This window comes from Vibrio sp. L85, from assembly GCF_963871815.1.
GTDB lineage: Bacteria > Pseudomonadota > Gammaproteobacteria > Enterobacterales > Vibrionaceae > Vibrio > Vibrio harveyi.
Genome location: NZ_CAWMYL010000176.1, coordinates 145949 through 159440, shown reverse-complemented (window position 1 = coordinate 159440; position 13492 = coordinate 145949). Strand labels below are relative to the sequence as shown.

Genomic DNA, 13492 nt, shown 5'->3' with positions numbered 1-13492 from the left:
TTCGCCATTTCTATTTGTTGGTTGGTGGCGAAATCAGTTAATTGGGTTTTGAATCATGAGCAGGTTGAGAGTGGAACTCTGCCGAAACGGTTGTCTCTTGCTGGAGGTTATAGTGCCTTGCTTTACTGATCATGACGGGTAGTAAAAGTATTAAAATGATGGTGGTATTCACGGCGACAAAAAACACCATGATTAGAGCGTAGATTGCGAGTAGGAAGCTCTTTCTATTCTCTTCCAATGAGTTGAAACAGCCCTTCATAAAGTGCACATAACCACCAAATAACAACAAAATGCCTAATAGCCCGTATTCGATAGAGGTATCTAGAACAAAGTTGTGGGTGTAAATCGCTAACTCATCGTAGTTAAAGTAGTTGATCATGTAGTGAGGTAACATCTTTGCTCCGACACCTAAAATTGGATATTGAAGCAAGATGTCTAACCCGTTTGCCAAGAGCAATTTACGGTGTAAATTGGAGACCCAACGCGCTTCACTTTGGTTGGCAAATAGGATGTCTTCTTGAGTAATTTCGAGCTTGTCTGCAAGCTGGTCAAAACCCACGTAAAGCGTTGTTGATACGATGAAGAAGATGACCAAACTTACCCCAATCAGAACAGTCCAAGTGTAGGTCTCACTGATGGTTTGTCGTACTAATCGCTTGATCACCAGTTGATCCATAAAAACCAACAAACAAAAACCGAGCAACGCTTTTCTCTCTTGAGAAAGAACCAGTAGTACGAATGCAAATAGCATTAATAGGGGAAAGGCGCGGATTTTGTCTCTGTAAAGGTAGAGTAGGGAGCAGAGAACACCGAAGGCGTACTTACTCACGCCCAGTAGCTTGAATCCACTCTGGTAGCCTTGTGAGAAGTGCCACAGCGCAACAAGAGAGCAAACCACCAGTAAGCTGTATGTAAAATAGACCATGATTCGGTCGTCGTTAAAGACACCGTAGGCGTAAAGTAAACACAGCAAACTTAATATGGCTACCCATTGAACTGTCTCCGTGACCAAAGGCATAAATGGGACACGATTAAGAAGTCCATTGACAAAAACATAGCTGGTAAACAGTAATAAGAAGCCCATGCGAGGATGTAGCAATGCATGGGTTTTACCTTCCAGTATGATAAGAGCGACTAAACCGATCGAGAGCAAGCTTGCAATATCGGAAGGCGCGAGTACGAGGCTACCTGCTCCCACTTTAAATGGTGCGAAAAAGAGGGAGAGCGTAATTGCTGCCAGTAATGAGATGCGACTACTTACTGGTGCAGAGTTGCTGGTAAAGTCCATAGTAACCGTCTCGGAATTTGTCGATGGTGTATAACTTGGCGCGATTAACTGAGTACTCGCTTGCTCTGTTGTACATTTCTTGGGTGGTGCAAAGTTGAGTTAATTTGTGGGCAAGTTGCTTTGAATCTCCCAGATCAAACAGGTATTCGCTGCTGCCCATGACTTCATCTAATCCAGGTACGTCAGAAGACAATACTGGCAAACCTGCTGCCATCGCCTCAACCGCAGCTAAACCGAAGCCTTCCACTTTAGAAGACTGGACGTATACGTCGATGTCGCTCAGGAATGACGGAATATCAGAGATGATGCCGTGAAAATGAACCCTTTCGGCAATATTGAGTTGATGACTAAGAGACTGTAGTTCGGTGCGTTTACTACCATCTCCCGCTAAGTGAAGCTCATAATTGGTCGGCATTAGGGCAGTCGCACGAATCAAGGTTTCATGGTCTTTATGCTCATGCAGTCTTCCGACCATACCGATATTAATAACTGGCTTTTGTAGCACTGAACTGGCGGACTTTGCGACCATTGGAAAACGTTCGAGATCAACGCCATTGTGTACAACACGATATTTGTGTTGGTAGTGAGGCATGAATTTCACGAGCTCTTCTTGCACTTTTTCACTGATGCTAACAGTAAGGTTATGACCTCTGTAAAGCAGGTGTTCCATGAATTTGAATAGGGGGTAGTCACGGCGGCGGTTATAAGAACAATGCTCGGTTTGAATTCGTTTTTTCCCCACAGCTAATAGCGCGAGATAGATGGAAGGATATAGGTGACCATGAACTAAATCAGGCCAACGCAACAGTGACCACTTTTCTTTTAGTGAAAGCGTTTTCCAGTTAAAACATTCGATGCCTTGAGCAGATAACAAGTCCAGATAGTCGTTGTCATCGCACAATACAAGAATCTTTATATCGTATTGAGGTGCGTGTTCCATCACAAGATCCACAAGGAATTTTTGCGCGCCCCCATTTTTGGATAAGTCATTGATGATATGAAGTATTTTTGTTTTCATAATTAGGCAGATAAGTAATCTTTTTTGAACTTTTCGATCTCAGATGCAGAAAAGAAATGCTTAGTGAATTTAGAAGTGAGCATTTCTTCAATGAGCGCTACTTTGGGATGAAAAGTACGTTTAAATTCAACAAGAAGAGGGGAGTACCACTTGTTATCGGCTTGGTTGTCATGCTGCACCTTTACTTCTTGTTGTAAAAAGGTGCTAATTGCTTTTTGTGACTGATCGAGTTTATCGACACGAACAACCATAAGAGAGAAGTTGTCCTTTTGGTAAACTTGATATCCAAGCTCATGATCAAAAGGGTGTGTAAACACGTCGATGCCAGTGAGTGGCTTGATTTCATTATCAAACCATTCCAATGGATATTGATGGTTTACATGCTCCTCAAAAGCTTCATGTAACAATTGAGAACGTTCAGAGCGTACTGCACTGTCATCGTTTAAGTACTTTGCCGCCATCCAGAATGGTAGGGATTGGAAGAACATGGATATGTTTCGACCAATCGGCTCACGCACTAAAGAAATGATGCGGACTTGTTTCTTACGCTTGAGCATGCGACTCATGATCAAGCGCTTTAATAAGCGCTTAATGTAGTTAGTCGCAGGGTTATGCAGTTGTGCACGAACTGGAGATATCTGTTTTTCTGCATCGATAGACATCAGATCGTGTAGATGAATCGATTTTGGAATCGATTTCTCCAACGCGCTCGACCCCACTTTTCCCATTTGATAAATCAGTACCGGGCTGTCCTGCTCCTTTAACAGTTGGTACCACTGCATGCTAAGGCTAATAGGCGTACTGCTGGACATAATTCGCTTCTCCTTCCTTTGATTTTGCCTGAGTAATCAGAACGCCAAGCGAAGGAACTGAGTGTTGAATTTGTTTAGATAGCGCTGCGTTAACCAATGATGCCTTGGTCGATTCTGATCGGATTACCGTAATTAATCCGTTTGCTTTCTTACCTAGAATGAGTGCATCGCTCACTGATAGCAGTGGAGGCGTATCAATAATGATGCGGTCATATTTCCCCTTGAGGTATTCGATCAATTTGTCGAAACGATCGGATGCCAACAACTCTTGTGGGTTTGGTGGAATAATCCCTGCAGGCAATACATCTAGATTCGCCTCCTCGCTGCGAACAATACACTCACTTAGCGATGTATCCATCGTAAGGATATTGGTGAGTCCAGGGCTCGACTCCGAGATATTAAAACGTTTGGCGATCGATGGTCTGCGTAAGTCGCAATCGATGATCAAGACTTTCTCCATGGTGGAAAAAGACACTGCCATATTGATGCTCGTTGATGTTTTGCCTTCTTCTGGAATAGCTGAAGTGAAAGGGAGCACTCTCTGTTTCGAGTTTGTTAATCTGAGCAGGAGAGAGGTTCTGACCGAGCGGCAGGCTTCGCTGAACAGTTTCTCATCTTTGTCGAGATAAGCGGTATAGCTCACCCCACCTTTGCGTAGATTACGCTTTTTCACTCTTGGTATTGTGCCTAGGCAGGTGACACCCAGCTTTTCTTGTACATCTGAAGAAGTACGAATCACTTCACGCAATGTTTCTAAAATGATGACAAGCGCACAGGCAATAGCAAAACCAAAGAAGGTTGCAATTAACACCAGCTTCATACGTTGTGGCGCAATCGGGAAAAGCGGAATGATTGCTGGATCAGTAAAACGCGCAGTGACGTTTTTGTAATCGCTAGTGGCGCTGGTCTCTTTCTCGCGGTTCAAAAACGCTTCATATAAATCTTTGTTCGATTCGACCTCTCGCTTCAGTTGCTCATACTTGGCTTTTTGGGAGCCTAACATTTGGAAATCTGATTTTTTGCTGTCTAATTCCGCGCGAAGCATATCTTCTTGCGCTTTCGCTGCGAGTAAGTCTTGTTGTTTGCTGAATGAGATTTCGCGAATCAGCTGTTGAGTTCGGGTGCGAATTGAATCTAGCTGAACCCTAGCTTGAACCATACGGTCATGTTTTGGTCCATAGCGTTGAGAAAGCTCAGAGACATTTTTCTCAGCTTGAGCTTCAGAAAGTTTAAGATCGCGGATCTGCGCTTGGTTTGCAAATTCGTCGATAGACAGAAGGCTATCTAAGTCTTGTGAAGATTTACGCTTCAAAAGGTCGATCAGAGTCTGCGCTTCAATACGGTTGTTAATCGCGGCATTTAACTTGCGGCTTAGCTCTTCGAGTTCACTGGCGTAGATATCATCAATACCATTGATATCAATAAGACCTTCTTGCAATAAGAAGTCTTGTAGCGCTTGCTCAGACGTTCTCAAGCGTTGTTCTAGCTTTTGTGAGTTATTGGTCAACCAAGTCGCTGCGTTTTGAGTAATTACTAACTTGGCTTCGAAGTTGGTATCGATGTATGCCTGACCGACGGCATTCGCAATCTTGGTAGCAAGCTCGGGATCAGTAGAGCGAAAGCGAATTTTCACTAGTTGAGTGTTACGTACAGGTTCGATCTCTAGCTTCTCTTTGAATGCTTGAAGAGCTTGGTAATATGGCTTTGCATGCTGTTGAGTTTCTTCAGGGTTTGGAGACACTCGTAACACATCTTGTACTAGTGGGATGGACTTAATCTCATCAATTTTCTGCTCAAATCTACTCGACCCTGTGAACTCAGGGTGTTGGGTTAAGTTAAGCTGAGTAATCACTTTATCGGCAATGTGATTTGATTTCAGAATGGCGATTTGAGTTTGAAAGTACTCTTTTTTAGTGGTGTCCACGCCGTACACTTCTTCAATTGAGAGTGCACTTTTTTGCTCTTCTTGAATAAGAAGGGTAGCAGTGGCTTGGTATACCGACTTTTTCGAATAGATATACCAAGTGCAAGTGAGAGAAAAGATGATGGTAAACGCTAAAATGCTTAACCAGTTCTTTTTAAGTGTTCGGTAGTGATGCCCAAAACGAATCAACTCGATGCGATTGGAAGAAGGATGAGTAGAATGAATTCCGTTCATTGAATTGCCTGTCATTAGAAGAAGCTCTGATCGATAAATACAATGTCGCCAGGCTCTACCGAGCGCTGCATGTTGACGCTTTCAACAGTTTTACCTGTTGCATGTTGGGTAAGGTTGATACTTTTTCTTGATGCTCGGTCTGTCAAACCACCGGCTAGAGCGATCGCTTTTTCTATGGTGAGCCCTGGTTGATATTCAAACCCACCTGGTTTTCTTACTTCACCGTTCACATAGAAAAGTCGAAAGCTGTTGATTGTGACCATGACTTTAGGGTTAATGAGGTAATCACCTTTTAGCCCGGTTTCTATTTCGTATTTCAGCTGTTTTGGTGTTTTGTTGATCGCCTTGATGCGTCCTAGGTATGGGTAATCGAAGTAGCCATCTGACGTAATTAGGATGTTTTTTATCGTCAGATCTTCTTCGCCATACACTTGTACAGAAATGGTATCGCCTGTATCGAGCAAATAATCTTGCTCACTGGTATTTGCCGAAACAAAGGCGCTAAATAGAACCAGCGTTAAGCCAAGCAGCGTTGTTAAAAGGTTCATTGATATTCCTTGTTATAAAGAGAATCGGGCACTGATAGACCAAACGTTTTGGTCAAAACTATAGCCCTGCAAGTTGGAGTTTTTATCTTGATAGCGCCAATCTGCCTTAAGTAGTACCCAGCGCTTAATTTGATAATCCACACCTGCGGACAAGGCGTAGCGATCCTCGTTACGTGTGACGCCGGTATAGTCATCTTGCTGATAGAGTGCTTCTAAACGTGTGGTTAAGTAGCTGTTCCAATCTTGCTTGAGCGCTAGCGTATAACGAGTTTGCAAGTTGTAATCGCCATCCTGATCTGGGCTAACCGCAGCTTGAGTCGTCTTTAAGGTCAGGAGCGTGTGTTCCTGTGGTTGCCATTCCAATCCGATATCCCAACTAAATCCCTCGAAGGTTTCTCTTTGATGACTATCGAAGTCCTTTATTTGGTAACCCAATCGCGCGATACCTTGTGTTTTCCCCGTGACTTCCCACTGAGCACCGGTGTAATAGAAGCCCGAGTGATTATCTTTGGAAGGTACATTTGGATTATCTGTTTGATAATCTGTTAAGGTTTGTTTTGTTCCGATTAACCAATAAGTCCTGGGTGTGGCGCGCAAATAAAATTCGAGATGCGCGCTCGGCGCTCGAAAGTCGTTGTATTTGGTTTTAGAGTCAGGCTTTCCTGGCAGTCCATCACGGTAGTTCTGATAGGTTTTATCTTGGTAACCTATACCAAACTCAAACCGTCCTTTTGAACCGTCAGAGCCCAATATGTAATTGGATCTGAAAACATTGCGATGAAACTCCAACGGATCGGTAATTTTGTTTCCTTGCCCCTCAGTAAACTCTTCACCTTTTTCTTCATGCTGAGCGCGAAATTGGTAATCCAAGACCAAGCGGTTACGATGATTAAACTCAAAGAAGTTAGTGAATTGAATAAGATGATCATCGTAATCATTTTGTTCATCAGAGGAGAAGCCCGCGCTTAACTTATAAAGCAAGTCTGCACGGTATTGATTGCGTTCAATCTTTGTTAATAGGCTTGGCTCAACACCCCAAATATTTACTGATTCAACGTTTTCACCTTGGTCAGCTTTCGCAATGTTGTCATTGCCTTCATAAAACACGCCTACGGTAGGAATAAACTCAATGCCTGATTCGGTTCTGTAAGCCATCGGTTCTGCCATTGAAGCAGCAGAGCTTAGTACTAGAACAACCCCCAAGTACGTCTTTTTTATCATGATCGACTTAGTACGCATTTGAACCTGTAAATCCTTTGAATATCGTCAGGAAGATGATTTTGATGTCCATCCAAACTGACCATTGGTGGATGTAATCCAAATCGAACTCGACACGCTTTTCCATTTTATCGAGTGTATCGGTCTCACCACGGTAGCCATTGATTTGCGCCCAGCCTGTGATGCCTGGTTTTACTTTGTGTCTTAGCATGTAACGGTCGACGATTTGGCGATATTCCTCATTGTGTGAAACCGCATGCGGACGCGGACCGACAATCGACATCGTGCCTTGCAGAACATTGATAAACTGGGGCAGTTCATCAAGAGAAGTGCGACGCAGGAACCCACCAAATGGTGTAATGCGAGGATCGTTTTTGGTGGCTTGTTTTACGTCGTTCCCTTGCTCCATCGTGGTCATTGAACGGAACTTCCAAACTTCAATTTTTCTGCCATCCAATCCGTAGCGGAATTGCTTAAAGATAACCGGACCTTTAGATGTAGCTTTAATGCCGATAGCAATTGCGAGTAGGATTGGTGAAATAAGAAGCAAGATAATGCTTGATAAAACAATATCTTCTAGACGTTTTACCCATGATGAAATACCAGCGAAAGGTGTATCGAAAACGCTGAGTGTTTGAACTTGACCTATTTGATCCCAACGAGAGTGCAGTAAGTTATAGGTAAAGAAATCAGGGATAAGGTAAGTGTTCGCCGTGGTGTCTGAAAACTGAGTCAGGAATGATGCAATACGCTCGTTAGCGTGCATTGGCATAGCGATATAAACGTAATCCACTTCACCGCGTTTAGCTCGTTCTAAGGCTAGGCCAACATTGCCTTTTATTGGGTATTCGGATTCTGGCAATCGGTCTTTAGAGCGCTCATCGTAGAAACCATCAAATAAGACACCATGCTCTGTGTGGCTTTCTAGTTCATTTGCAAGTGTTAAACCGTGTGGCGTTTGACCAATAATAATTGCAGTTCTAGTGTTGTAGCCCATCTTTCTCATGTATGCCAAGACCGCACGAAACGCAACGCGCCAAGAAAGAAGTAGTACTGGTGTAATTAAGAACCAAGATGCAAGAATGTAGCGCTCGAACAAGACATGTACTTGAGAAAAGTACAGAACCATAAACAGGAAGGTGCAGGTCACTAACCATGAAATGCACAGGATAAATATTTGTTCTTTAAATGAACTGGTGCGCCAAGAACGATATAGCTTTCCGCTCTCAGCCATGATGAGGAAAGAAACGCTGCCTACGAAAGATAGGATAACGTAATCTTTGTAGAGTGACGTGTTGGCATCTTTGACAACCAAAAACAGCATAAACGAGACGATGACTACGAGATCAGAGATGCGGTATAAAAATGCGAATTCCATCTCATGAGAACGTATGAGTCCTTTGTGTTTCATAACCTAATTTCCCTTAAGACACGCTACCGCCATTGGGTGTCGTTTCCCAATATCCGTGTCGTTAACGCTTTTTAGTGATAAATAAAATGTGTTTGTCGGTGACCGCAGAAAACCGATCTATCAATCACCATAATTCGGAAATTAGTTTAAAAATTCGCTCTGTTTAGGTAAGTGGAAATAAGAATGAAATTTAGACCTTCGGCTAATATTGGCAGTTTAGGAAAAACTTAATACTTGTCTGAGTAGGGCGGGTAAAAGTACTAATCGTAAAGGATTGAAAAGAAACTAAGGTTTTAATTTGCTTATGGTCTATCGAATTAATTCTTAGGACGGAAAATTAATACGTTAGTTTCGGAAATAAAAAATCCCTCTCGAATGAGAGGGATTGGTAGCAAGCAAAGGTGAAAGAAGTTTTACTCGAAATCTACGCCGTTTTCTTTATGTAGTCGGCGGCATGCGCGACCATCGCTGTGGAATAGGTGACAACGATGTGCAGGGATACCGATTTCTAGTTTGTCACCAGACTCTACTGGTAGTGTATCTGGTTGACGGTAGATAACGTCTGCGTCCGCACCTTCTAGGTTTAGGTAAACTTGAGTCTCGTTACCTAGTTTCTCTACGATCATCACTTCACCGTGAATTGTCGCATCAGCGTCAACGGCTTGAACTAAGTGCTCTGGGCGAATACCTAGTGACATACGGTCACCGCGGTTCACCGTCGTACCATCTACTGGGATCCAGAATGATACACCGTTAGAAAGTTGTACTTTTACGCGCTCTGATTCGACTTCGTCAATGAAAACACTCATGAAGTTCATCTTTGGTGAACCGATGAAACCAGCAACAAAACGGTTTTGTGGGTAGTGGTAAAGCTCTAATGGCTTACCAACTTGTGATACATAACCACCATCAAGAACGACAATTTTGTCAGCCATTGTCATCGCTTCAACCTGATCGTGCGTAACGTAGATCATGGTACAACCAAGCTGGCGTTGTAGCTTCGTGATTTGCGCACGCATGTTTACGCGCAGTGCTGCGTCCAAGTTTGATAATGGTTCATCAAGAAGGAATACATCTGGTTGAGACACAAGCGTACGACCGATCGCAACACGTTGACGTTGACCACCAGAAAGTGCTTTTGGTTGACGCTCTAGCAGGTGACCCAACTGTAGAATTTCTGCTGCGTGTTCAACACGCTTATCGATTTCAGCTTTGTCAGCTTTTGCTAGTTTCAGACCAAATGACATGTTGTCATATAGGTTTAGGTGTGGGTAAAGAGCATAAGACTGGAACACCATACCAACACCACGTTTGGATGGTTCTACGTCATTCATGCGCTGGTCACCAATATACAAATCACCTGAAGTAATGTCTTCAAGACCGGCAATACAACGTAGCAGGGTAGATTTACCACAACCTGATGGACCTACGAAAACAACGAATTCACCTTCGTTGATCTCTAGATCTACGTTCTTAGAAATCAGTACGTCGCCATACGCTTTACAAACATTTTTTAACGTGACACTCGCCATGTAGCTCGTCCTCGATCAATTTTTATTATTCACCGCTCATCATTATATGAATTATCTAGCGAGCAGTAACAGTAGGAATCGGTAAGTTATTGGGATTGGTAAGAAAAACAGGGTAGCGCTCCAAATGTCCTGAACTGGAGCACTACCCATCATAGCCAAATACGAGTTTCTCTCCCCCACATTATTCGTGTTGTCTCCCCCGTGAAATAATTACCACAAACAACACCAATAATGACATTCCACTCGTATGGCAATGAAAAACCAGCAAATCTTTTCACCTATAGGGTAGGTACTGCTGGGAAAGGGTTCTTACCATCCACTCTTGGATGACTGCAGTTTCTAAGATTGTGTTCACTGCTACATCCTCCTAATCGAAATAATTGTAGGGGGAGTAGGCGGGGAGGAGTCAAAAAGGAGGAGTAGAGTGGGAGTTGGGCTGAAATCACATTATTGCGTGACCTAAAGTTGAAACCGATCACAGGAAGTATTCATTTTGTGATTTGAGTCTCTAACCCTTGGCGATTCAGATCACGAAAATACGTCATAATTGCAAGGGCGTAGGGATTAGGAGGATGAGACATATAGGATTATTTCAGATGATATATGTCGAAATACGGCTGAACCTCAATGGACTAGCCCTACATCAAAAATATAAAAAGGATACGAACATGAAAAAATTAAGCGCTGTAGCACTAGGTACTCTTGTTGCTTTGGGTTCTTTTGGTGCTAATGCTGCCATCGAAGAAGGACAACTGACTATCTGGATCAACGGCGACAAAGGCTATAACGGTCTTGCTGAAGTTGGTAAGAAGTTTGAAGAAGACACTGGCATCAAGGTAACAGTGGCTCACCCAGACGGTCTACAAGACAAGTTCCCTCAAACTGCAGCGACAGGTGATGGTCCTGATATCGTATTCTGGGCTCACGACCGTTTCGGTGGCTACGCAGAATCTGGTCTACTAGCTGAAATCAAACCATCTAAAGAAATTCAAGACGGCATCGTTGATTTTGCATGGGATGCAGTTCGTTACGACGGCAAACTTATCGGTTACCCAGTAGCAGTTGAGTCTCTATCTCTAATCTACAACAAAGACCTTGTTCCAAACCCACCTAAGACTTGGGAAGAAGTAGCAGCGCTAGATGCGAAGCTTAAGAAAGACGGTAAGTCTGCGATCATGTGGAACCTAAAAGAACCGTACTTCACATGGCCACTAATGGCAGCTGATGGCGGCTACGCGTTTAAATACACATCTGAAGGTTACGACATTAAAGATGCTGGTATCGCGAAGGAAGGCGTGAAAGACGCGATGAACTTCGTTAAAGGTCTAGTAGACAAAGGCGTAATCTCTGCGGATATGGACTACTCAGTATCTGAGTCTGCGTTCAACCAAGGTACTGCAGCAATGACTATCAACGGTCCGTGGTCTTGGGGCAACATCGAGAAGTCTGGCATCAACTACGGTGTAACAACACTGCCTAAATTCCAAGGTCAGTCTTCTAAGCCATTCGTTGGTGTACTAACTGCTGGTATCAGTACTGCATCACCTAACAAAGACCTAGCGGTAGAGTTCATCGAGAACTACCTACTAACTAACGATGGTCTACGTATGGTTAACAACGACAAGCCTCTAGGTGCAGTAGCGCTTAACTCGTTCCAACGTGAGCTAGATTCAGATACTCGTATCGCAGCAACAATGGACAACGCGATGAACGGTGAAATCATGCCAAACATCCCACAAATGAATGCATTCTGGGGTGCAGCTAAGAACGCTATCATCAACGTTGTTGACGGTCGTCAAACTGTAGATGCTGCTCTAGCAGATGCAGAAAAACAAATGACTAAATAATTCAGTAATACCCTTTTTAAGGAGGGGGCAACTCCTCCTTACTTTTCTATATTTATCCTATATTCGCTAGCAGGTTCCCTATGCAGTCAGTTCAAGGTACAGATGCTATGACAGCACCAGAAGCCAGCCTACCAAGCAGCAAAAAAGTGTTCACCAAATGGGCACTATTGGGCACAGTCGGCATTATCAATGGCTACGCAACTATCTTAATGTATTCTCGCGGTGAGATTGCGTTTGCGCTACTTACGATCATTCTAACCGCATTAGCGCTATTCATTTTTGGTAGTAAGAAAACTTACGCTCACCGATACATCTACCCTGGTATTGCCGGGATGATTCTATTCATCCTGTTCCCTTTGGCATATACCGTCGGTCTGGCGTTTACTAACTACAGCGCGAAAAACCAGCTTTCTTTCGATCGTGCACAGACTGTACTGTTAGACAGAACTTATCAGAGTGGTGAAAGTTTCCCATTCACTCTGTACAAGACTGAGCAAGGTCATCAAATTGTTGTGAAGAAAGGCGACGAGCTATTAGCAACGCCAACCTTCCAACTTGACGGCTTCTCTGCAACGGATCTTGATTTAGCGCCTATCACTGAAGCGACTGGTGACAAAGAGCCAATCAAAACTATCGTTAAGAACCGCAGTGCACTTAGCAGCGTTGACTTGCACCTTCCAAGCGGCGATGACATTCGTATGAGCGGTCTACGTAAGTTCGCAGCTGTGGTTCCGCTATACACACTTCAAGATGATGGCGAATCACTGTTCAACAACCGTACTCAAGAACTATTGCGTCCAAACATGGATGTGGGTTACTACCAACCCGTTGATGAGAATGGTCAGTTTGTTGGCAACACAGTTTCTCCTGGTTTTGTCGTAAACATTGGCACAGATAACTTTGAGCGAGTTTGGAAAGACGACGGCATCAAAGAGCCTTTCATCAGTATCTTCATCTGGACGGTCGTATTCTCAATCCTGACGGTTGTGTTCACGCTAGTTATTGGCTTAGTTCTAGCGAGTGTTGTTCAGTGGGAGGAGCTTAAAGGTCGAGCAGTGTACCGAGTGCTATTGATTCTGCCTTATGCGGTTCCGGCGTTTATCTCAATCCTAATCTTTAAAGGTCTCTTCAACCAAAGCTTTGGTGAGATCAACATGGTATTGAACGCTATCTTTGGTATTAGCCCATCTTGGTTCTCAGACCCATTCCTAGCGAAAACCATGGTAATGATCGTGAACACTTGGCTTGGTTTCCCTTACATGATGATTCTATGTATGGGTCTACTAAAAGCGATTCCTGATGACCTTTATGAAGCGTCTGCAATCGATGGTGCGAACTTCGTCCAAAACTTCATGAAAGTAACGTTACCTATGATGATTAAACCTCTGACTCCACTACTGATTGCGAGCTTTGCGTTTAACTTCAACAACTTCGTAATGATTCAGCTATTGACTGGCGGTGGTCCAAACATGATTGGTACTTCTGAGCCAGCGGGTTACACCGACCTACTAGTAAGCTACACGTACCGTATCGCGTTTGAAGGTGCAGGTGGTCAAGACTTCGGTCTAGCAAGTGCAATCGCAACGCTTATCTTCCTATTGGTTGGCGCGCTAGCACTATTGAACCTACGTTTCACTAAGCTATCTCAGGACTAAGGAGT

10 protein-coding genes are annotated in these 13492 nt (G+C 43.6%); 2 read left to right on the top strand and 8 right to left on the bottom strand.

Features of this window, described 5'->3' with window-relative positions; all coding sequences use genetic code 11:
• Window positions 1–37: 37 nt before the first annotated feature.
• From AACR11_RS18170 to malK, 8 genes are all read right to left on the bottom strand, one after another.
• Window positions 38–1288: an O-antigen ligase family protein gene (locus AACR11_RS18170; RefSeq protein ID WP_029790090.1), complete on the bottom strand. Its 1251-nt coding sequence runs from the start codon at window positions 1286–1288 to the stop codon at window positions 38–40.
• Window positions 1254–2306 (bottom strand): glycosyltransferase, encoded by a 1053-nt coding sequence (locus tag AACR11_RS18165; RefSeq protein ID WP_009697146.1) that lies wholly within the window; start codon window positions 2304–2306, stop codon window positions 1254–1256. The genes AACR11_RS18170 and AACR11_RS18165 overlap by 35 nt, the downstream gene beginning before the upstream one ends.
• Before the next feature lie 2 nt (window positions 2307–2308).
• Window positions 2309–3118, bottom strand: coding sequence for a putative capsular polysaccharide synthesis family protein (locus AACR11_RS18160; RefSeq protein ID WP_017188677.1), 810 nt, complete (start codon window positions 3116–3118; stop codon window positions 2309–2311).
• Window positions 3096–5291 (bottom strand): GumC family protein, encoded by a 2196-nt coding sequence (locus tag AACR11_RS18155; protein WP_029790089.1) that lies wholly within the window; start codon window positions 5289–5291, stop codon window positions 3096–3098. The genes AACR11_RS18160 and AACR11_RS18155 overlap by 23 nt, the downstream gene beginning before the upstream one ends.
• On the bottom strand, window positions 5291–5824 hold the full coding sequence (locus AACR11_RS18150) for a polysaccharide biosynthesis/export family protein (RefSeq protein WP_005453398.1): 534 nt from the start codon (window positions 5822–5824) through the stop codon (window positions 5291–5293). The genes AACR11_RS18155 and AACR11_RS18150 overlap by 1 nt, the downstream gene beginning before the upstream one ends.
• A gap of 12 nt (window positions 5825–5836) precedes the next feature.
• On the bottom strand, window positions 5837–7063 hold the full coding sequence (locus AACR11_RS18145) for an outer membrane beta-barrel protein (RefSeq protein ID WP_005453399.1): 1227 nt from the start codon (window positions 7061–7063) through the stop codon (window positions 5837–5839).
• Complete coding sequence (locus tag AACR11_RS18140) at window positions 7053–8453, bottom strand: undecaprenyl-phosphate glucose phosphotransferase (protein WP_005453401.1); 1401 nt, start codon at window positions 8451–8453, stop codon at window positions 7053–7055. Before AACR11_RS18140 ends, AACR11_RS18145 begins: the two co-directional genes overlap by 11 nt.
• Window positions 8454–8866: 413 nt before the next feature.
• The gene (malK, locus tag AACR11_RS18135) at window positions 8867–9985 is read right to left on the bottom strand and encodes a maltose/maltodextrin ABC transporter ATP-binding protein MalK (protein ID WP_005453403.1); all 1119 of its coding nucleotides are present in this window, start codon (window positions 9983–9985) and stop codon (window positions 8867–8869) included.
• Window positions 9986–10653: 668 nt separating this feature from the next.
• On the opposite strand from malK, the gene malE reads away from it, so the two are divergent.
• Both malE and malF read left to right on the top strand, forming a co-directional pair.
• Window positions 10654–11832: a maltose/maltodextrin ABC transporter substrate-binding protein MalE gene (gene malE / locus AACR11_RS18130; RefSeq protein ID WP_005453405.1), complete on the top strand. Its 1179-nt coding sequence runs from the start codon at window positions 10654–10656 to the stop codon at window positions 11830–11832.
• Between the two features lie 80 nt (window positions 11833–11912).
• Window positions 11913–13487: a maltose ABC transporter permease MalF gene (gene malF, locus AACR11_RS18125; RefSeq protein WP_005453407.1), complete on the top strand. Its 1575-nt coding sequence runs from the start codon at window positions 11913–11915 to the stop codon at window positions 13485–13487.
• Window positions 13488–13492 lie beyond the last annotated feature (5 nt).